Here is a 20,084-nt window from a genome sequence, read left to right as displayed (position 1 = left end):
TAAGGCAGGCACTTGGATTCCGGGTCCGGGCACTCCTCCATTTATAAGAAGTCACCATACTGTTAAGCAAAAACTTACATAAGTGTTAGAAAATTGAATAGGGTCGAAATTATAATAAGCATGACTCCATGAGCGGGAGTGGCTGGACTTTGAGGGAGCTGTTACGAGAGAGGGAGGTGAGCGGCTGGTAACCCGGTTGTCATCAAGACCCCCAAAGCGGGGGGCGGGATGTAACGCAGAGGATGAAAGGAGAGAGGCATTATAATGGGAGGAATCGGAATGGGAAGAATCGGAATGAAACGAAAGGTGTTCAACGGATGGGTGGCACTGAACCTGCTGGCGGGCATACCTCTGGCGGCAGCTGTATCGGCGGCCGATGCGGGAACCTCCATCATCTACGAAGCCGAGGATGGCGTTCTATCGGGTACGACGGTCGGCACGGCGTCGCTGGGCTATTCCGGGACCGGGTATGTCACAAGCTTCGACGATGCAGCCGATTCGCTTACCTTCACCGTGAACGTGCCCGTACAAGGGCTCTATCAGATCAATCTGGGCTATAACGGGCCCTATGGAGACAAGCGTACGAATCTTATCGTGAACGGTCAGCCTGCCGGAGAGATCGCTTTGAACAGCACCACGGGCTTCAAGGAAATCACAGCCACCAAGGCGCTGCTGAACGCAGGAGCCAACACGATCCGCATTGACCGCGGCTGGGGATGGTTCGAGATCGACTATCTCAAGGTGGGGCCTGCACCGGCTCCCGCTCCGCATCAGATCACCAAAGCACTGGTGGACCCGCTCGTAACGCCGGAAGCCAAGTCGCTCATGAGCTTCCTCGTGGACACGTATGGCAGCAAGATGCTCTCGGGGCAGCAGGGTTACAATAACGTGAGCTGGCTCGAGACGAATGTCGGCAAAAAGCCGGCGCTCGTCGGATTCGATCTCATCGAATACTCGCCCTCCCGCGTCGAGCATGGCTCTACATCGACGGAAACGGAAAAAGCAATCGAGTGGGACCGCCAAGGCGGCGCGGTCACCTTCGCATGGCACTGGAACGCGCCGACGGGGCTCATTGACCAGCCGGGCAAGGAGTGGTGGCGTGGCTTCTATACCGACTCTACGACCTTCGATATTGCTTATACGATGAGCCATCCTGAATCCCAGGAATACAAGCTGATCCTGCGGGACATTGACGCCATTGCCGTGCAGCTGAAGAAGCTGCAGGACGCGAAGGTCCCGGTGTTGTTCCGTCCTCTCCACGAGGCGGAAGGCGGATGGTTCTGGTGGGGCGCCAAAGGGGCGGAGCCCTGCAAGGCCCTCTACCGGCTGCTCTATGAGCGGCTCACCGGCGTCCACAACCTGCACAATCTCATCTGGGTATGGAACTCCATCTCACCGCAGTGGTATCCCGGCGACGATGTGGTCGATGTCGTCAGCTTCGACTCCTACCCGGCGGCAGGGGATTACAGTCCCCAGGTGAGCCAGTACGACCAGCTGGTCGCTCTTAGCAAGAACCGCAAGCTGATCGCGATGACGGAGAACGGCTCTATCCCCGATCCGGATCTCATGGACATCTACCATACCGACTGGAGCTGGTTCTGCACGTGGGAAGGCAGCTTCCTGACCGACGGCAATACCAATTCGCTCGCGCATCTCAAGGAGGTCTATAACCACGCGAATGTGCTGACCCTCGATGAGCTGCCGAATCTCAAAACCTACGGGAGCGGAAACGGAGGCGGGGTGGTCGTTCCGGCGGTTCCGGCGGGGCTCAAAGCCGTCCCGGGCGACAAGCAGGCCGTGCTATCCTGGAGCGCTTCGGCTGGCGCAGCGAGTTATACGGTGAAGCGTGCGGCGGCCAGTGGCGGACCGTACACGACCGTGGCCGCCGGGGTGACGGGCACGGGTTACACGGATACGGGCCTGACGAATGGCACGGCATATTACTACGTGGTTAGCGCGGTGAACAGCGCGGGAGAGAGTGCGGACTCCGCGCAGGTGAGCGCCCTTCCGGCAGCCGCCCCAACGACGCCGGCCGGCACGTTGAAGGTTCAATACCGTGCAGGGAACACGAACGCCGCCGACAACACGATCTCCCCGCATTTTACGATCAAGAACACCGGGACGGCCGCCGTCAAGCTCAGCGACCTGAAGCTCCGCTACTACTTCACCAAGGACGGCAGCCAGACCTTGAACTCGTGGGTGGACTGGGCACAGATCGGCTCGGGCAATGTGAACCGTTCTTTCGGCACAGCTTCCGGCTCCGGCGCGGATACCTATGTCGAGCTGAGCTTCACCGATTCGGCAGGCTCTATCCCGGCAGGCGGACAGACGGGCGACATCCAGCTGCGCATCTCGAAGTCAGACTGGTCGAATTTCAACGAAGCGGGCGATTACTCGTTCGATGCGTCGAAGACCGGCTATGCCGACTGGAATAAGGTGACGCTGCATCTGAATGGCACGGTGGTATGGGGGTCCGCGCCGAACTAAGACGTCCGGACGAGATGGAGCCTGTGCAGGGCAGCAGAACGAATGAACCATGGAGGTGGGGAGTCCTTGAACTCGAACGAACGGTCGAAGGCAAAATCAAGCTGGATGCGGGTGCTGGGAGCGTCGGTGCTCACGGGAGCGGTCGTGCTGGGGGCGCTGCCTTTGGCGCCCTCCCAGGCGGCAGAGCCCTATAACTATGCGGAAGCGCTGCAGAAGTCCATTTATTTCTACGATGCGGAGAAATCCGGACCGGGCGTCACCGGCGGAAGGCTGCCGTGGAGAGGCGATTCGCAGCTCTCGGATGTCCGGGTGCCGCTTGGGGTGAACGGCACGGCGAAGAATATGACCAACCTGTCCGAAGGCTTCATCGCCCGGAATCTGTCCATCCTCGACCCGGATGGGAACGGCTCGGTGGATGTGAGCGGGGGCTTCCATGACGCGGGTGACCATGTGAAGTTCGGCCTTCCGCAGTCCTATGCCGCGTCCACCCTCGGCTGGGGCTTCTATGAATTCCGCGACGCCTTCAGAAGCAGCGGGCAGGAGGAGCATATGCTCGAGGTGCTGAGATGGTTCAGCGACTACTTCCTCCGCTCCACCTTCCGCGATGCGCAGGGGAATGTGGCGGCCTTCAGCTATATGGTAGGTGACGGCGGGGCGGACCACTCGTACTGGGGTCCTCCGGAGCTCCAGGACCCGGTGAAGTATCCCCGTCCGGCCACGTTCGCCACAGCCGAGAAGCCGGCCAGCGACCAGGCAGCCGGAGCGGCAGCGGCGCTGGCGATCATGTCGCTGAACGTGAAGGGCAGCGATGCCGCCTATGCCGCCCGCTGCCTGGATACGGCGGCGGCTCTCTACCGGTTCGCGCAGCAGTACAGGGGCCTTGGGAACAGCGACGGCTTCTATAACTCCAGCGCAGACGATGACGAACTGGCATGGGCGGCGGTATGGCTGTATTCGGCCACCGGAGAGAATCACTATCTCCAGGATGTGACCGGGGTATCTGGCACAAGCTACACCGGGTACCTCAAGAAGATTATGAGCTCCACTACCGGTACGTGGAAGTATACGTGGACTCACAGCTGGGATACGGTCTGGAGCGGTGTGGTCCTAAGGCTGGCGGAGCTCTTCCCGGCCAATAGCCAGTACACCGACTCGGCGCGCTGGAACCTGGAATACTGGTCCGGCGGGAAGGTGCCGCACACCGGTGCGGGCGACAGCGCATACATTGCCCGGACGCCGGCCGGATTCTCCTTCGCGACGGTCTGGGGCTCGGCACGCTACAATGCGTCCGCCCAGATGCTGGGGCTGATCTATGAGAAGCACCAAGGCGGCACGGCATTCACCGAGTGGGCCAAGGGCCAGATGGAGTATCTCATGGGCCGCAACCCGATGGGCTACTCGTATATCGTCGGTTTCCCGTCGCCCGAACTCGCCGCCAAGCACCCGCACCACCGGGCGGCGCACGGATCGACCACGAACAACCTGAGCGATCCCGCCACGAACCGGCATGTCTTGTGGGGCGCCCTTGTCGGCGGCCCCGATGGAAGCGACAAGCACAACGATCTGATCACCGACTATGTGCAGAACGAAGTCGCGATCGATTACAATGCCGGGCTGGTCGGTGCGCTCGCAGGCCTGTATGGGCAGTACGGGCAGGGCCAGCTGCCGCTGCCGAACTTCCCGCCGGAGGCGAATAACGGAGGCACGACCGCGCCGGCGGCGCCGGCAGGCCTGACGGCCTCAGCCGGCAATGCCCAGGCCGGCTTGAGCTGGAACGCATCAGCCGGCGCGGTGAGCTACACGGTGAAGCGTGCGGCGACAAGCGGCGGGCCGTACACGACCGTGGCGGCCGGCGTCACAGGCACCTCCTATACGGATACCGGCCTGAGCAACGGCACGACATACTACTATGTGGTCACCGCAGTGAATACCGCGGGCTCCAGCGCCAACTCGGCACAGGCAAGCGTGACGCCGGCCGGGACGGCACCGCAGCCTACAGGCAGCCTGGTCGTGCAGTACCGCGCGGGGAACACGAACCCGGCAGATAACACGATCGCGCCGCATGTGAACATCAAGAACACGGGCACGACAGCCGTGAAGCTGAGCGACCTGAAGGTCCGCTACTACTTCACGAAGGACGGCAGCCAGGCGCTGAGCTCCTGGGTCGACTGGGCGCAGATCGGCTCGGGCAACGTGAACCGGACCTTCGGTACGGCAGCGGGCACGGGAGCGGACACCTACGTGGAGCTGAGCTTCGCGGACACGGCAGGCTCCATCCCGGCGGGCGGCCAGACCGGCGATATCCAGCTGCGCATCGCGAAGTCTGACTGGTCGAGCTTCAACGAAGCGGGCGACTACTCCTTCGATCCGTCGAAGACCGCCTATGCCGACTGGAGCAAAGTCACGCTGTACCAAGGCGGCACCCTGGTATGGGGCACGCAGCCGTAAGAGAATCCGGCGGCTTCCACAGTCCCGCTCTACCGGGGCAGGGGGCCGCTTTTATTCTGACAGCATGAGAATGCGGTACGGATCATGAAGAGAAGAGAAGCTCAATTCTTACTGTAACGGGAAGGATGTGACCGTATGAAGAATAGCTCGGCAAGCAGGAAGACATACCGGATCGCGAGTCTCGGATTAGCTTTGGCGCTGCTGTCGGCAGCCCCGGTCTCTGCGGCCAATACGCTGCTCCTGCAGAATGACTTTGAGGAGGGGACAGTGCAGGGCTGGGCGGGGCGCGGCGGGGTGGAGATCTTGACCGCCACGCCCGAAGCCGCCCACAGCGGGGGATCCGGCCTGCAGGTGGACGGCCGGACCAATGGATGGCATGGCCCGGCGCAGGATGTGACGCCGCTCCTGAAGGCAGGCCAGACCTATGCTCTCTCCGGCTGGCTGAAGTTCCCCGCCGGCTCGCCGAATGGGAAGGTCTTCCTGTCCCTGCAGCATTCGCTGGCATCCGGCGAGCAGTATGAGCAGATCACCTCTGCGGCCGTGACCGCAGCTTCCTGGGTGAAGATCGAAGCGCAGTATAAGCTCCGGGAAGCGGCGGATAAGCTCACGGTCTACTTCGAAGCGCCGGACTTCCCGGCGCAGTCCATCCTCCTCGATGACTTCCGGATCGAGCAGCTGCCGGACCCCGGGCCGGTGACGATCGAAGAGAATATCCCGTCCCTGAAGGATGTCTTCTCCGGCGACTTCACGGTAGGGACCGCATTCGAGAACTTCGAGATGAACCAGGATGCCGACAAGAAGCTGATCGCCAAACACTTCGGCACCGTCACGCCGGGGAATGTGCTGAAGTGGGACAGCACGGAGCCGCAGGAAGGCGTATTCGATCTCGCCGATTCCGATGCGGCGGTAGACTTTGGCGTGAAGAACGGACAGAAGGTGCGGGGGCATACCCTCGTCTGGCACAGCCAGACGCCGAGCTGGGTATTCCGGGACGCGAGCGGGAACCGGGCATCGAAGGAGCTGCTCTACGAGCGGATGCGGCGGCATATCGAGACGGTCATGGGCCGCTACAAGGATGCGGTCGATACCTGGGACGTCGTTAACGAAGTCATCGACGCTTCCCAGCCCGACGGCCTACGGCGCAGCGAGTGGTATGCCATCGCCGGGGAAGAGTACATCGAGAAGGCGTTCGAATTCGCCCGCCAGGCCGATCCCGATGCGAAGCTGTTCATCAACGACTATAACACGCATGAGCCGGCGAAGAGCCAGGCCCTCTACAACTTGGTCCAGCGGCTGAAGGCCAAAGGGGTGCCGGTCGACGGGGTAGGGCACCAGACGCATATCCGCATCGCGTTCCCCTCCATCCAGGATATCGACAATTCGCTGCTCAAGTTCGCCGCTCTCGGGGTGGAGCAGCACATCACCGAGCTCGATATGGGGGTGTATTCTAACGATACGGACCGGCTGGATTCCTTCTCCGACGCGCTCAAGAAACAGCAGGCGGACAAATACAAAGCGCTGTTCGACCTGCTGCGCAAGCGGAAAAACCTGATTACGAACGTCACGCTGTGGGGCAAGGACGACGGCAACACGTGGCTGCGCTCCTTCCCGGTCAGCCGCAATGATTGGCCGCTGCTCTTCGACGAGCGCCTGCAAGCCAAATCCGCCTACTGGGCGATCGTCGGCACGTCCGTCCCCCAGGCGCCGCCGGCGCCGGCAGGCCTGACTGCCTCGGCTGGCAATGCCCAGGCCAGCTTGAGCTGGAGCGCATCGGCGGGAGCTGCGAGCTACACAGTGAAGCGTGCGGCGACAAGCGGCGGGCCGTACACGACCGTGGCCGCCGGTGTCACAGGCACAAGCTACACCGACACGGGCCTGACCAACGGCACGACGTACTATTATGTCGTCACGGCGGTGAATGAAGCAGGCTCCAGCCCAAGCACGGCACCGGTAAGCGTGACGCCGGCCGGGACGGCACCGCAGCCTACAGGCAGCCTGGTCGTGCAGTACCGCGCGGGGAACACGAACCCGGCTGACAATACGATCGCGCCGCATTTGAATATCAAGAACACCGGCACGACAGCCGTAAAGCTGAGCGGCCTCAAGGTCCGCTACTACTTCACGAAGGACGGCAGCCAGCCGCTGAATTCCTGGGTCGACTGGGCGCAGATCGGCTCCGCCCATGTGCAGCGGACCTTCGTTACGGCGGACGGCAAGGGGGCCGACACTTACGTGGAGCTGAGCTTCGCGGACGCAGCGGGCTCCATCCCGGCGGGAGGGCAGACAGGCGACATCCAGCTGCGCATCGCGAAGTCCGACTGGTCGGCCTTCAATGAAGCCGGGGATTACTCGTTCGATGCATCGAAGACCGCCTACGCCGATTGGAACAAAGTAACCCTGTACCAGGGCGGCAGCCTCGTCTGGGGTACGCAGCCGTAACCATACCCGGCAGGGCATAGACGTTTATTTCCTATCCGGCATCCGTCAAGGCAGCATCCCCCGCGGTAGACCCTCATAGCGTTTAGGTATATAATAGCTAAACTGCAGGTAACTTTGGGGAAGAGGAGACACCGCATGAAGAAAGGGATCGTGTATGGCATACTCTGCTACTTGATGTGGGGGCTGCTGCCGCTGTACTGGCGCTTGTTCGAGACGATGACCGCGTGGGAAATATTGGCCCATCGTGTGGTCTGGTCCTTTGTATTTGTAGCTATGCTGGCTTTCGCAGCGAAGCGGTGGAAGCAGCTTCTCAGCGTCGTGTCCACCAGGACAAGCCGAATTTCGGTGATTCTATGCTCGATTACGATCAGTCTGAACTGGGTTCTATTCATCTGGGCCGTGAATCATGACCGCGTCATCGAAACCAGCTTGGGGTATTACATGAACCCGCTGATCAGTGTTCTGTTTGCCGTCCTATTTCTAAAGGAACGGCTTCTGCCGGGACAATGGGTCTCGATTCTGCTGGCAGGTGCGGGCGTCCTGCTCATGGCACTGCAGTACGGGGAGATTCCTTGGGTGGCGCTGATGCTGGCAATTTCCTTCGCCCTGTATGGCTTGGCCAAAAAACAGGCTAATCTCGACGTCCTCCTCGGATTACTCTGGGAAACGTTAATCGTACTCCCTCTATCGGTCATTTATCTGGGGTACATCCATACCAACGGAACGGGAACCTTCTTCTTGCTGTCCCCCGTTACGATGATCATGCTGCTTTTGTCCGGAGCGGCCACGGCGCTGCCCCTGTTCTTTTTCGCCAATGCGACCAAGAGGCTCCCGCTTTCCATGGTAGGCTTCATCCAGTATCTTGCACCGACGACAAGCTTGCTGCTGGCGATTTTTGTTTTCCACGAATCGTTTTCGACAGGCAAGCTGTTCAGCTTTACGTTGATCTGGATTGCTCTTATTGTGTATTCGATTGTCACGTTCAGAAGCTCCAAGCTGGCGCATCCCGGGAAGAAGGCCGCTTGACTGGTCGTTCTCATCATATCGTACTGTTCGAAATAGGCATTCCCCAGCAAAAAAACGAGCCCGGGCACATCTCTGTGTCCGGGCTCGTTTTCTTCGAAATACTAGAATTTATATCTCGCCAGAGCTCGATCCCGTAATCTTGTATTTCTTATAAACGCGCATCGTCCTTTAGAGGACGATGCGCGTTTATCTTGTGTGTTCTTCGTTCCAAGATGCTGCAGGGCGGCTGTGTTCCTCCCGAGATTGGCGGCGGTGAATATCGGTTAAGTAAGGCCTGTACAGCACGATACCGATCGGCAGCAGACGGAAAGGATGAGAAGAACTTCATGGGACTTATAGACAAACTATGCGATTCTGCGTTCTATCCGCACTTTTACACCCTATTGGCACTGGTATCCATGATGGGGCTCGGCATGTTCCCCGTTCTGAAAGAAAAGACGCGCTTTCGATTCCTGGTGGCAACGATCATTATGGGCTATATTCCGTTCCTGCTTTTCATTCTCGGTGACCTGCCGCGGGTAGGAGCCTTTGCAGCCGCCAATCTTAGAATGATGGCAGTATCCGGAGGTGCAGTGTTTCTGCTCGATTGGGTTAGCCGGATGCACGATTCCACCAAACCGTAAAGCGATGAGGAAGGCTTGTTCTGCGACGAAAGGACGGCCGGTATTCCTTCCGGATACAGATGCGCTTCATGCAAGCGTACGCAGATATTGTAAGAATTGAAAGATTTGGCCTCTAATGGTGAGATTCGTGTTCGATCAGATGATAGACAACCCACTCGGGGGTCACATCGTACTTCTCCAGTACCCTCGGTTGTCGCCAATCGGGCAGATCCATGGGCCGGAGATGGGATAGAAAAGCTGCACGAACTTGGTCAAGACGGTGCAGATGCGTCTCCAGGCTTTCACCTTGCACCTGAGTCAACGAACCTTGGGTATTGCGCTCCTCATAAGGAAACAGGGCCCGGATGCCGGGTGCCCACTCGGATTGAAGAATATCCACGTACAACCAATCCGCCTCGACGAAGGCGATATGGTACAGCAGATTGCCGATGGATTCTCTCCCGTCCATTTTCCAATCCAATAAGCGCTGGCTTGTTCCCTCCAGCTTCGATTTCAGCGAGTGCCGAACATCCTCCATTGCCCGCAGCCATCGGCCAATTTCCGGTTCACAGCCGGGCAGCGGCGCGAGCACCAACGATTTCCTGTCTGTCAAGAGATTACTCCTCCATCCGCACTAGTCTTCGAGGTACGCGCAAGATCGATTGGTGTCCACTCTGCCGGGTAAGGCTCATGCCAGATCTTGCTTAGACCATCATACTCCAAATCACTTGGGAGGGGAGACGCATTCGTAATAGCACAAGGTGTAGTAGGAAGGGATTATTCGAAACTTCTCCGCCATTGATTGCGTATGAAATAACATAAATATCCAATAACAACCAAAGAAGGAGTGAAGCAAGCGATGGGAAATTCCGGGAACAAAAACACAGGCATTGGGTTGGCGCTTGGTATTGCGCTGGGGGTCGCGTTCGGTTCGCTCTTTGACAATCTTGCCGCCGGCATTGCAGTCGGTGTTGCCCTGGGAGTCGCTGCCGGAGCTTCTTTCAATAAAAGAAAGCCATAATCCCGATGCCTATTCTCTAGGTGATTTCACCCGCCGCCCTCAAAAAGCGACTTGTCCGTATATGCGGACAAGTCGCTTTTTGGGGTGTAGCCCCGGCTGTGCGGGCGGGTTAGGAAGTGAAGGGGTGCACGGCGATCTTGTCCCCGAGGACATCGACCCGGATCGCCTCTACCTTCTCGTGATCCAAGATGAGGTCCGCGATCCCATCTTCGACTTGCTGCTGGATCACGCGGCGCAGAGGGCGCGCGCCGAAGGAGGAATGATAGCCGAGCCCGGCGAGCTTGCGCTTCGCATCCTCGGTAACGTCCAGCCGGATCTGCTGCTCCTCCAGCCGGATTGTCACCTCCGCCAGCATCTTCTCGACGATCTGGATCAGATGGGTCTCCTGCAACGAAGCGAAGGGGATGATGGCATCGAACCGGTTAAGAAACTCGGGTCGGAAGGAGGAGCCGAGCGATTCGAGCACCGTGCTTGCCTGCACGCCAGCGGCAGCGGAGAAACCTACGGTTATCTTCTTCTCCGTAACCCCGGCATTGGACGTCATAATAATGACGGTATCCTTGAAGCTGACCGTGCGTCCCTGGCTGTCCGTGAGACGGCCGTCTTCCAGCACCTGCAGGAACATATGCTGCACGTCCGGGTGCGCTTTCTCGATCTCATCCAGCAGCAGGATGCTGTAAGGATTCCGGCGTACGCGCTCCGTCAATTGGCCGGCTTCCTCGTGGCCGACATACCCCGGGGGCGAACCGATCAGCTTGGACACGGAGTGCTTCTCCATATATTCGCTCATATCGAGCCGGATCATGGCTTCGGCATGCCCGAACATTTCTTCGGCGAGCGCTTTGGACAACTCCGTCTTGCCGACGCCGGTCGGGCCTACGAACAGGAAGGAAGCGATCGGCTTGTTCTTCGGCGCAAGCCCCGCCCGGCTGCGGCGGACCGCCCGGGCAACCTGGCTGACGGCCTCGGGCTGCCCGATGACCTTGGCACCGAGACGCTGAGCCAGGTCCTTCAGCTTCGCCTGCTCATCGAGCTGCAGCTTGCCGACAGGGATGCCGGTCTTGCGCTCGATGATCGCGTGGATGTGCTCTACGCGCACCTCGCCGATCTGCTTCGGACCTTGTTCATCGAGCTTCTGCAGCAGGGCCGTCTCTTCGTCACGGAGCTGCGCGGCCCGTTCGTAATTCTCCGTCCGCGCAGCTTGCTCTTTCTCTTCCAGGAGAGCGGCGAGCCGTGTGCGCAGAGGGCCTTCGTCGCCGGCCGAAGCCAGGAGATTGAGCTTGGCGCCCGATTCGTCGAGGAGATCGATGGCTTTGTCCGGTAGGAACCGGTCCTGGATATACCGGTGGGAGAGCTGCACGCAGGCCCGAAGAGTCTCATCCGGATACCGCACGCCATGGTATTCCTCATACTTTGGCCGCAGGCCCTTCAGAATCACGTAGGCTTCCTCGGCTGTCGGCTCTGCGACGGTCACCGGCTGGAATCGGCGCTCCAGCGCGGCGTCCTTTTCGATACCGCGGTATTCCTTCAGGGTAGTGGCGCCGACGACTTGGAGCTCGCCGCGGGCCAGGGCGGGCTTCAGAATATTCCCGGCATCCATGGAACCCTCCGCAGAACCGGCACCGACCAGCGTATGGATCTCGTCGATAAACAGAATCACGTTCTTACGCTGCTGCAGCTCGGCGATCAGGCCCTTCATTTTTTCTTCGAACTGGCCGCGGATCCCCGTTCCCGCAACAAGCGAAGCGGTATCCAGGGAGTATACCTCCTTGTGAAGCAGCTTGGCAGGCACCTTCCCTTCGGTGATCCGCAGAGCCAAGCCTTCGGCAATGGCTGTCTTCCCGACACCGGGTTCCCCGATCAGGACCGGATTGTTCTTCGTACGGCGGTTCAGAATCTCGATCACCCGCTCGATTTCTTGCTCCCGCCCGATGACGGCGTCGATCAGGCCGGCCTTGGCCGCATGGTTCAGATTGCGTCCATGCCTGTCTAGAATCCCGTCCCTGCTGCGGACGGATGGGGGAACGGATTGGTTTTCCTGCGGCTTCGGAGGCTGCACCGGTCCGAAGCCTGCAGGAAACGGAATCCCGCTCCCCAGCGTGGCATAGCACTCCCGGCAGAGCACAAGCTTCTCTATTCGGTGATTCACCTGCAGATTCAGTGACACGGCGGCCTCCCGGCTTTGGCAATGTTGACAGCGCATATGTTCTACCTCCAATAAGTTTATTTGTATTTTGTTTGACCTTTATTGATTTTGACTTTGTCTGACTTTGATCTTTCCTGATCTTTATTATAGGCAGATCGCGGCATTTGTCAAATCCCCTTCTTGGAGTGCCTGAAATCCCCCGCTGTCATCAACCAGGAGGCTAGTCAGCGGGGCTCTGCTGCAGCTGAACGTTCTGCTCCAAGCCAAAAAGGCTGCCGTATGCAGCCTTTTGTCGTCCGCGTCCAGGCAGGGCTTATTCCGGCCGGCTTCGCAGACCTGACGGACCAGCGTATCCGCGAACCGGATGCACAAGCCTTGTCAACAAGCGCCGGGCAGCTCCGCCTTCTCCGGTAAGGCCTGCTGCTCGCGCAGCCTCTGGCCCCGGTGGAAGAACGGGAAGGCGGCGAAGGTCAGCAGCGTCAGAATCCCGAAGATCACCGGTCCCCGGTCGAACCCGAGGCCCTGCAGCAGCAGCCCGCCGATCCAGGCACAGAGGCTCTGGCCCAGGAAGGCGAAGCCGCTTGCTCCGTAATAAGCTCCCCGCAGAGGTGCCGGAGCGATCTCCCCGATGAGCACATCCCCGATCACGAAGCAGAGAATCTCCCCCATGGTGAACAAGACCATCGATAAGGCAAGCAGGAGGATATGGTCGAAGACGCCGAACCCGAAGAGCCCGATCCCGAACAAAAAGCAGCCTGCCTTCAGGGCCGTCAGGGAGGTGTAGCGCTTCATGAATGCCGTCAGCGGATATTGAAGCAGCAGCACGGACAGCGTATTGATTACGAAGAGGCTCGAATAGACGGCGACCCGGTCATGGCCTATATACTGCGACAGGGTGGTGTCCAGGTGCGAATAGGCGCCGGCTACGAAGAAATTGCCGAGCAGCAGATACAGGAACACCTTGTCGGTGAACACGATCTTCACCATCCCGTTCATCGACGTGCCGGAAGGCTCCCTGCTCTGGAGCAGATGCCGGAAGGTGAACATGAAGAAGACGAGCAGCACGGCATAGAAGGCATAGACGCCCGCGCTGACGAGGAAGGGGAGCAGGGATGAGGTTCCTCCAATCCCGAGCTTCAAGCCGATCAGGGGACCTACAGCCCCGCCGATATTAATGGCAAAATACCTGGCGCTGAACACCTCGGCACGGCTCTCCGCCGGCGTCACATCGGCCAGCAGAGCCCTCGCAACGGGCTCGAACACATTGCGGAAGAGGCCGTTCAAGGCGCTGAGGATGAAGAACAGCCACGTCGCATCGGCAAAGGCGAAGCCTACGAACACCAGGCTCCACGCGGACATCGCGGAGATCATCACCGGATAGCGTCCGAGCCGGTCCGACAGCGCCCCTCCCGCGAAGCTGCCGAGTGTCCCGACGAATAAGCTCACCGCCAGGATCGCGCCGATCGTCGCCGGATCGAGGCCCTTCACCTTGCCGAGATAAATCCCGAGGAACGGGATGGTCATGAAGAAACCGGTCCGGGACAGGAAGGTGCCGATGACAACTCCCCAGGCGTCCGGATGAAAGGCGGGAATCCGGATTCGTTTGAATCTTCTTGCGTTTGTACTCATCGCAGCTACCTTCTTTTCTTGGTTATCGTTATCTTCAGTATAGCTACACAAAAGGGGATGAAAAGTGTAAGATTGGGTGAAATGGGTTCACCTTTTACATAAGAATGGGGGGACTGTATGCAGACGGTGCTGTATGGGCTCGAGCTCCGGCGGTTCTTCGGGGACCAGGAGACAGGCATTCCCTTCTCCGTCACGGTCGATGAGCTGGCAGGCGTCTGGTACTGCTCGCCCCGGTACGCGAAGCTGATTGTCCGCAGCCTGTGCCGCGAAGGCTGGATTGAGTGGCAGGCCGGCCGGGGCCGCGGGCACAAGTCCTTGCTGACTCTGCGGAAAGACACGGACGAGCTGCTCCTCGGCGAAGTGAAGCAGCGGATGGAGCAGGGCGAGGTGAAGGAAGCGATGGAGCTTCTGGGCCGGTTCGGCGGCCCCGCCGTCAAAGACCGGTTCATGGAGTGGATGTCGGAAGGCATCGGTTTCTCCACCCGCGAGGTCTCGGACTCGCTGCAGGAGACGCTGCGGCTGCCCGTCTACCGTTCGATTCTCACGCAGGATCCGGCGCTGGTGTATTACGCTTTCGACTGCCATTTGGCAAGGCAGGTGTTCAATACCCTTGTCGAGTACGACGAAGAGCGGCGCACGATCGTTCCGGGCATTGCCCATGCCTGGGAATGCCGCTCCGGGGCCAGGGAGTGGACGTTCCACCTAAGGAAGAACGTTCTCTTCCATCACGGGCGGGAGCTGACTTCCGCCGATGTCCTGTTCACCTTGAACCGGCTCCGTCTGAATGCCCAGCGCTATGCGGCCGGCTGGATGTTCCGGGACATCGAACAGCTGGAAGCGCGGGACCGCAAGACGGTCCGGATCTCCCTGGGGCAGCCGAATTACTTGTTCTTGAAGTTTCTGAGCACGATTGGTGCCGCGATCGTTCCGGAAGATGCCGTATGCCGGGATGAGGCGCAATTCGCACGGATGCCCGTGGGCACAGGCCCCTTCCGGTGGGTCCGCCGCACCGACGGGTTAGGCGTCTTGGAGGCCTTCCCGCCGCACTTCCGCGGCCGGCCCCACCTGGACCGGGTCGAGGTGCTGATCTTCCCCGAGGCGGCTGCCGGCCGCTTGAAGGAGCCGGACTGGACGTCGATCATGACGTCGCATGGGGAGACCTCCGGCGCGCAGCGGGAGGCGCTGCGCCAGGAAGGGGACCAGTGGCAGCACATGGAGACGCGGTTCTCCTGCTGCTCCCTGCTCGTCTTCAATCAAGCGAAGAGCGGTCCGCAGCGGGATCCGTTGTTCCGCGAAGCCTTCCGGTACCTCTTGGACCGCGAAGCGCTGATCGATGACCTCGGAGGGGACCGGATCTGCCCGGCGGAAGGCTTCCATGCGCAGGATGAGGGCGCGTATGCCGGGAAGCCCCTAAGCGGCGGGAGCCCGAAGACCCGCAGGGACATCCTGTCGCTGCTGGAGAGAAGCGGCTGCCAGGGGGAGACCCTGGAGCTCGCCACCTACCCGTATCACGAGGCCGATGCCCGCTGGATCCAGGCACGGGCCGCTTCCTTCGGCGTGAGTGTGGAGGTCGTGATCCGGAGCACGGCCGAGTGGGCGGACCACGCTTCGCTGCCCCCGGCGGATTGCCAATTGTACGGCATCGTGCTGGGGAGCGACGAAGTCCGCGAGCTGGGGCTGTACCTGCAGCGTAATTACTTTGCTTCCTTGTGGGACAGCCGGAGCGCGGAGGAGATACGGCGGGAGACGGCGGCCATTCTCCGGGAACCGGAGGAGAGCGGACGGAGGGCGGGACTTGCGGCCCTGGAGAGGCGGGTACGGCAGTCACATGACATCGTGTTCCTCGTACATAAGACGACGAACGCGGCTTATCACCAATCCGTCCACGGAGTGAAGATCAATTCGTACGGATGGATCGATTTTTTCGATATCTGGTTCTATTAGCAGATCCTGTCATCGGTGGGCAGATCGGCGGCCTCTAGGAGGGTTAGGAGGAAAAAGCTTCACGACGGCTGCTTGCTTGTAATGTGAAAGCTGCGACCTTAATGCTGACATACTGTTGTCAGGGGAGCCCCCTTATACTAGGAAGTACCCGTGCGCAATTCACGGGGAGTGGCCCATTCACTTCAAACCAAGGAGGCTGTCATCTCTATGAAACATCTTATTGTATACGCCCATCCCGATCTCGCATCCTTTAACCATGCCATTCTGGAGACTGCAGTCCGGACACTGCAGGACAAGGGACATGAGGTTGCCGTCCGCGATTTGTATGCCCTCGGTTTCAATCCGGTGCTGACCGGCGGGGACCTGGGCGCGATCCGCTCGGGCGAGACACCCGCCGACCTGCTCGCCGAACAGGAGGCCATCCGGGCGGCCGACTCCTTGATCTTCATCTACCCGGTCTGGTGGGCCGGTCTGCCCGCCATACTCAAGGGGTATATCGACCGGGTCTTCGCCTACGGTTTCGCATACGCTTATGGAGCGGATGGGAATATCGAGGCGCTCCTCACCGGCAAGAAGGGCCTATTGATCTCTACCCATGGCGCACCAAGCGACTGGTATGCGTCTTCCGGCATGCATCAGGCGCTGAAGATGACCTCGGACACGGGCATCCTCGAATTCTGCGGAATCGCCACGCAGGAGCATCTGTTCTTCGGCAGCGTGGGGGATGTGGATGACGCGGCACGCAAGGAGATGCTTGCGCAGACCGAAGCGAAGCTGCAGTCTCTCTTTTAAGGCTTGGGTTACCGGTTACCATACATAAAGGAATCAAAAACACCGCCGAATCGGCCCGAATCTGCGGTGTTTTTGTGTTGCGATTCGCTGCCCGTCTGATCGAGGATCGTCTGTACGAACACCCAAAAGGCTGAGCCCCATCTTCCATCCGAGGACGCGGGCGGGAACTCACCGGGCGATTCCCCTTTCGCTGCTGTGTTATAATCCTTGGGTAAAAAGAAAAACGGAGGATAACCCATGACTGTAGTAATCGATAAGATTGCATGGATCTGCCTGCGGGATGGCCGAATATTGAGCGCGCGTTCCAAGGGGAAAGATACGTATTATGTGCCCGGCGGAAAAAGGGATCCCGGCGAGAGCGATGCCGACACGCTTGTGCGCGAAGTGCAGGAGGAAGTGTCCGTCCGCCTGAAGCCCGAAACGATCCGGCACTATGGAACCTTCGAAGCCCAGGCTCACGGCCGGGCGGATGGAGAGCTGGTACGGATGGCCTGCTATTATGCGGACTATGAAGGGGAATTGAAGCCGTCTTCGGAGATCGATGAATTGGCATGGTTAACCTACCGGGAAGTGGACCGGGTATCTCCGGTTGCCCGTCTCCTATGGGACCGGTTGCGCCAGGAGAACCTGCTTCGTTGAAGCATCGCTGCTGCCGGTCGCCTTCCGGTATTGGAGTATCGAAAACTTCTAACTCGTCCCCGTGGCGGCTCCATCGTTCAAGCTGAGAAGTGATCGACGGCAAGTGGAACACCGCTGGACAGGTTTGCTGCACGATGAGAAGGCGCCGGTTGGTGCGCGCATGGCAAGTTGTGGTAATATAAGCCGTGAAAGACAAGCTGCAGCTTTAGGAGGATGAGTGATATGGCCGTTACATTCAAACAAATGGTGGCACAGGCCCGCGCTGGTGTACCGGGCGTGAGCTCGGCGGAAGCCCGCGAGAAGATTCAGTCCAAGCCGGACACGCTGGTCATCGATGTACAGGATAAGGATGCCGCAGGCGCCTGCGGTCTCATTCCGAGCTCTTTGAACATCTCGCTGGGGATGCTGCCGATCCGGGCGGATCTGGAGCTGCCGGAGAGCTTCCGCGAGCCGGAGCTTGCCGATCGAAGCCGTCCGGTGCTGGTCACCTGCGGCGCCGGCGGACAAGCTGCCCTTGGGGCGTACCTGCTGAAGCAGATGGGATTCGAAGATGTTGCCTATATCGACGGGGGAACGGCCGCTTGGAAGGCAGCCGGTTTTGAAGTCGAAGATTTGAAATAAGCCGCGGATTCGCGGCTTTTTTGTTGAGCAAAGGTATGGGTAGGCATGACGCACCTGGGGGCATGCGTCCTCTGCCTTATCAAGAAGTCATTATCAAGAAGTCATTATCAAGAAGTCACGCCGGACGGGCTCCCGGGCCGCACACCCAGCTTCAGTTTGGCGAACAAGAGGGTTGCCAGCATCAGCGCGGCGGTGCAGCCGAACAAGAGGGCGATACCGCCTCCCTGATAGAGCAAACTCCCGATGAGAGGGGCGGTTGCCATGCCGGCATACCGGATGAAGTTGTACAATCCGATGGCCGTCGCGCGTTCCTGCAGGAATGTCTCGGAGAGCAGGGTGGGAGGCACGGACATGGTGAGGCCTGCCGTGAAGCCGACGACCGCCAGAGACAGTAGAAGTCCGATCAGCGTAAGCTTTGCCAGGAGCAGGAAGAGAACAAGAGCGGATAAGGCGGCGGAGCAAGTGATGAGCAGGCTTTTGACCGTTCCCATGCGCTCCTGCAGTTTCCCGCTGATCTTGCTGCCTACAAAGCTGAAAGACATGAGCATGAGAAAGGTGAGTCCGATCTGCTTGGCGTCCAGCTGATAGTTCGCGGTCAGGATATCGGGCAGGAACACGATGAAATTATAAAACATGTAATATAAGGTAAAGCCGGTCAGCAGAACGGCAGCGCCGGTCTTATGCTTGGCAACGATTAAGAACGATTGCAGGGTGAAGCTCTTGGCCCCGGAAGCCGGGGAGGCTGGCTTCGTTTCGGGCAGCACAAGCACGGCTGTGATCAGCATGAGAATGGATGTCAGCGATAAGAAGCCGAATGTCCCCGCGTAACCGGCGGCGCTGCCGATGATCCCGCCGATGAGCGGACCGAGCGCCGGGGCAATCCCCAAGATCATCTGGTAGGTAGCCATGTTCTTGGCCCGTTCCTTGCCTTCGAATACATCGCCGATCATCGTGGCGGCAGCCAGCGGAACCGCCGCTGCACCGATTCCCTGCAGGATGCGGAAGCCGATCAGGACTTCGACCGAGCCGGACAAGGCGCAGCCGATGGACGCCAGCGCATAGACGGCCATTCCGGGCAGCAGCACGGCTCTGCGCCCCTTGCGGTCAATCAGCGGCCCCAGCACGATCTGCAATACCGCCAGCGCGATGGTGAAGGCGGAGACCGTCATATTCACCATATAAAACGTGGTGTGCAAATCATGCTGCAGCTGGGGAAGAAGAGGGACGTACAGGTTCTGGGCCAAGGATACGATGGCCGCGCATAGACCAAGCACATACAACAAGAGCGTTTTGGACTTCATTCCAGTGACACATCCTTCGTTGGATTGATACTGACTGATAGTCAGTCAGTTAACAATTTGATTCTAACGTTTTGACTGACGATCAGTCAACCTTTATATTTAGCATTAGGGAAACGTATCGCAAAGGGGCTGTAACTATGCCGCGCATCGTCAAAGATCCGCAAGAGAGGCGCAACGAAATTATCGACGCCGCCATGGCATTATTTCGGGACAAAGGCTATGAACATACGTCGGTCAGTGACATCGTCAAGAAGGTAGGGGTTGCGCAGGGAACGTTCTATTACTATTTTCGGTCCAAGGAGGAGATCGCGAATGCGGCGCATGAGCGCTCTTTGGCCGCACGGCTGGACTTCGTCCGGAGCATCCTCGCGGATACGGGGCTGCCCGCCATCGACAAACTGCGTAAAGTGCTGCTCGAAGGCTTTCCTGCTCCCAAGTCGGACCAAGCCATATTGGATTACTTGCATGAGGAGAGCAACAGCATTCTTCACCAAAAATGGCTGGTCGCCAAGATTGCCGCTTTTACGCCGTATCTCACGGAGATCGTACAGCAGGGAATCGCAGAGGATGTGTTTCATCTTGACGATCCCAGAGAGGTAACGGAGTTTCTGCTTGTCGGCATCTCCTTTTTATTTGACCGGGGCATTTTCGGATGGACGGATGAAGAGCTGTCCAGGAAGTTCGAGGCGCTGCATCAGATCGTGGACCGGCTGCTTGGGGGAGTGAATATTCTCCCGGTTCAGATGTTTTTGGAGACGGGGAAGGAATGAAGTCTTTGCAAAGGGAGAGGACTGGTTCGTTGTAGAATAGACCTGTTCATAGCAGCACTATCGGTACCGCCTAAGACAGGCGGTATTTTTTTGTGTTTTTTGGGGCGGGGGGCATCTCCATGAGGGCAGGCAGTTGGGGCCGGCTATGTTCTCTTAGTAAAAAGATAGTAAAAAATTTGGCGTAATATGTCGATATATAAATGGAAGTACTTGGAATGA

Annotated in this window: 16 protein-coding genes; 11 read left to right on the top strand and 5 right to left on the bottom strand. The window is 59.1% G+C overall.

Annotation, left to right across the window (positions count from 1 at the left end; genetic code table 11):
* The first annotated feature begins 279 nt into the window (after positions 1 to 279).
* The 5 genes from O9H32_RS12640 (at position 280) to O9H32_RS12620 (ending at position 9,023) form a co-directional block, all read left to right on the top strand.
* A complete protein-coding gene (locus tag O9H32_RS12640; RefSeq protein ID WP_269866458.1) occupies positions 280 to 2,487 on the top strand; it encodes a glycosyl hydrolase in 2,208 nt (735 codons plus the stop codon).
* 105 nt (positions 2,488 to 2,592) lie between these two features.
* Complete coding sequence (locus O9H32_RS12635; protein WP_269866617.1) at positions 2,593 to 4,935, top strand: glycoside hydrolase family 9 protein; 2,343 nt, start codon at positions 2,593 to 2,595, stop codon at positions 4,933 to 4,935.
* 135 nt (positions 4,936 to 5,070) lie between these two features.
* Positions 5,071 to 7,374, top strand: coding sequence for an endo-1,4-beta-xylanase (locus O9H32_RS12630; protein WP_269866457.1), 2,304 nt, complete (start codon positions 5,071 to 5,073; stop codon positions 7,372 to 7,374).
* Between the two features lie 135 nt (positions 7,375 to 7,509).
* On the top strand, positions 7,510 to 8,400 hold the full coding sequence (gene rarD / locus O9H32_RS12625; RefSeq protein WP_269866456.1) for an EamA family transporter RarD: 891 nt from the start codon (positions 7,510 to 7,512) through the stop codon (positions 8,398 to 8,400).
* 212 nt (positions 8,401 to 8,612) lie between these two features.
* Entirely contained in the window at positions 8,613 to 9,023 is a 411-nt protein-coding gene (locus O9H32_RS12620) for a hypothetical protein (RefSeq protein ID WP_269866455.1), read from the top strand.
* Positions 9,024 to 9,135: 112 nt separating this feature from the next.
* Here O9H32_RS12620 and O9H32_RS12615 read toward each other — a convergent pair whose 3' ends face one another.
* Positions 9,136 to 9,615: a DinB family protein gene (locus O9H32_RS12615; protein ID WP_269866454.1), complete on the bottom strand. Its 480-nt coding sequence runs from the start codon at positions 9,613 to 9,615 to the stop codon at positions 9,136 to 9,138.
* A gap of 246 nt (positions 9,616 to 9,861) precedes the next feature.
* Here O9H32_RS12615 and O9H32_RS12610 point away from each other — a divergent pair, with 246 nt between their 5' ends.
* A complete protein-coding gene (locus O9H32_RS12610) occupies positions 9,862 to 10,023 on the top strand; it encodes a hypothetical protein (RefSeq protein ID WP_269866453.1) in 162 nt (53 codons plus the stop codon).
* A gap of 109 nt (positions 10,024 to 10,132) precedes the next feature.
* Here the strand turns inward: O9H32_RS12610 and O9H32_RS12605 are convergent, their stop codons facing one another.
* Positions 10,133 to 12,226 carry an ATP-dependent Clp protease ATP-binding subunit gene (locus O9H32_RS12605; protein WP_269866452.1) on the bottom strand — a complete coding sequence of 698 codons (2,094 nt, stop codon included), beginning with the start codon at positions 12,224 to 12,226 and terminating at the stop codon, positions 10,133 to 10,135.
* A 321-nt stretch (positions 12,227 to 12,547) separates the two neighbouring features.
* Positions 12,548 to 13,798, bottom strand: coding sequence for an MDR family MFS transporter (locus O9H32_RS12600; RefSeq protein ID WP_269866451.1), 1,251 nt, complete (start codon positions 13,796 to 13,798; stop codon positions 12,548 to 12,550).
* A 117-nt stretch (positions 13,799 to 13,915) separates the two neighbouring features.
* Here O9H32_RS12600 and O9H32_RS12595 point away from each other — a divergent pair, with 117 nt between their 5' ends.
* Both O9H32_RS12595 and O9H32_RS12590 read left to right on the top strand, forming a co-directional pair.
* Positions 13,916 to 15,742 (top strand): SgrR family transcriptional regulator, encoded by a 1,827-nt coding sequence (locus tag O9H32_RS12595; RefSeq protein WP_269866450.1) that lies wholly within the window; start codon positions 13,916 to 13,918, stop codon positions 15,740 to 15,742.
* Between the two features lie 207 nt (positions 15,743 to 15,949).
* Positions 15,950 to 16,534, top strand: coding sequence for an NAD(P)H-dependent oxidoreductase (locus tag O9H32_RS12590; protein WP_269866449.1), 585 nt, complete (start codon positions 15,950 to 15,952; stop codon positions 16,532 to 16,534).
* 8 nt (positions 16,535 to 16,542) lie between these two features.
* Here O9H32_RS12590 and O9H32_RS12585 read toward each other — a convergent pair whose 3' ends face one another.
* Positions 16,543 to 16,773: a hypothetical protein gene (locus O9H32_RS12585; protein WP_269866448.1), complete on the bottom strand. Its 231-nt coding sequence runs from the start codon at positions 16,771 to 16,773 to the stop codon at positions 16,543 to 16,545.
* Between O9H32_RS12585 and O9H32_RS12580 the strand changes: the two genes are divergently transcribed.
* Positions 16,772 to 17,173 (top strand): NUDIX hydrolase, encoded by a 402-nt coding sequence (locus O9H32_RS12580; RefSeq protein WP_269866447.1) that lies wholly within the window; start codon positions 16,772 to 16,774, stop codon positions 17,171 to 17,173. The genes O9H32_RS12585 and O9H32_RS12580 overlap by 2 nt on opposite strands.
* A 222-nt stretch (positions 17,174 to 17,395) precedes the next feature.
* Positions 17,396 to 17,794, top strand: coding sequence for a rhodanese-like domain-containing protein (locus tag O9H32_RS12575; RefSeq protein WP_269866446.1), 399 nt, complete (start codon positions 17,396 to 17,398; stop codon positions 17,792 to 17,794).
* Between the two features lie 107 nt (positions 17,795 to 17,901).
* On the opposite strand, the gene O9H32_RS12570 is transcribed toward O9H32_RS12575, so the two are convergent.
* Positions 17,902 to 19,095, bottom strand: coding sequence for an MFS transporter (locus O9H32_RS12570; RefSeq protein ID WP_269866445.1), 1,194 nt, complete (start codon positions 19,093 to 19,095; stop codon positions 17,902 to 17,904).
* A gap of 137 nt (positions 19,096 to 19,232) precedes the next feature.
* Between O9H32_RS12570 and O9H32_RS12565 the strand changes: the two genes are divergently transcribed.
* Positions 19,233 to 19,865 carry a TetR/AcrR family transcriptional regulator gene (locus O9H32_RS12565; RefSeq protein ID WP_269866444.1) on the top strand — a complete coding sequence of 211 codons (633 nt, stop codon included), beginning with the start codon at positions 19,233 to 19,235 and terminating at the stop codon, positions 19,863 to 19,865.
* Positions 19,866 to 20,084: the final 219 nt, after the last annotated feature.

The organism is Paenibacillus caseinilyticus (assembly GCF_027533645.1).
Taxonomy (GTDB): domain Bacteria; phylum Bacillota; class Bacilli; order Paenibacillales; family NBRC-103111; genus Paenibacillus_G; species Paenibacillus_G caseinilyticus.
This window is presented reverse-complemented; position numbering and strand designations above follow the sequence as displayed.

What these genes read in the sequence shown, in the direction of transcription:
- O9H32_RS12585 (WP_269866448.1), bottom strand. Translation starts at nt 16,773, where the DNA reads ATGGGTTATCCTCCGTTTTTCTTTTTACCCAAGGATTATAACACAGCA.
- O9H32_RS12610 (WP_269866453.1), top strand. Translation starts at nt 9,862, where the DNA reads ATGGGAAATTCCGGGAACAAAAACACAGGCATTGGGTTGGCGCTTGGT.
- O9H32_RS12635 (WP_269866617.1), top strand. Translation starts at nt 2,593, where the DNA reads ATGCGGGTGCTGGGAGCGTCGGTGCTCACGGGAGCGGTCGTGCTGGGG.
- O9H32_RS12590 (WP_269866449.1), top strand. Translation starts at nt 15,950, where the DNA reads ATGAAACATCTTATTGTATACGCCCATCCCGATCTCGCATCCTTTAAC.
- O9H32_RS12620 (WP_269866455.1), top strand. Translation starts at nt 8,613, where the DNA reads ATGCTGCAGGGCGGCTGTGTTCCTCCCGAGATTGGCGGCGGTGAATAT.
- rarD (WP_269866456.1), top strand. Translation starts at nt 7,510, where the DNA reads ATGAAGAAAGGGATCGTGTATGGCATACTCTGCTACTTGATGTGGGGG.
- O9H32_RS12570 (WP_269866445.1), bottom strand. Translation starts at nt 19,095, where the DNA reads ATGAAGTCCAAAACGCTCTTGTTGTATGTGCTTGGTCTATGCGCGGCC.
- O9H32_RS12640 (WP_269866458.1), top strand. Translation starts at nt 280, where the DNA reads ATGGGAAGAATCGGAATGAAACGAAAGGTGTTCAACGGATGGGTGGCA.
- O9H32_RS12630 (WP_269866457.1), top strand. Translation starts at nt 5,071, where the DNA reads ATGAAGAATAGCTCGGCAAGCAGGAAGACATACCGGATCGCGAGTCTC.
- O9H32_RS12575 (WP_269866446.1), top strand. Translation starts at nt 17,396, where the DNA reads ATGGCCGTTACATTCAAACAAATGGTGGCACAGGCCCGCGCTGGTGTA.
- O9H32_RS12605 (WP_269866452.1), bottom strand. Translation starts at nt 12,226, where the DNA reads ATGCGCTGTCAACATTGCCAAAGCCGGGAGGCCGCCGTGTCACTGAAT.
- O9H32_RS12600 (WP_269866451.1), bottom strand. Translation starts at nt 13,798, where the DNA reads ATGAGTACAAACGCAAGAAGATTCAAACGAATCCGGATTCCCGCCTTT.
- O9H32_RS12595 (WP_269866450.1), top strand. Translation starts at nt 13,916, where the DNA reads ATGCAGACGGTGCTGTATGGGCTCGAGCTCCGGCGGTTCTTCGGGGAC.
- O9H32_RS12580 (WP_269866447.1), top strand. Translation starts at nt 16,772, where the DNA reads ATGACTGTAGTAATCGATAAGATTGCATGGATCTGCCTGCGGGATGGC.
- O9H32_RS12565 (WP_269866444.1), top strand. Translation starts at nt 19,233, where the DNA reads ATGCCGCGCATCGTCAAAGATCCGCAAGAGAGGCGCAACGAAATTATC.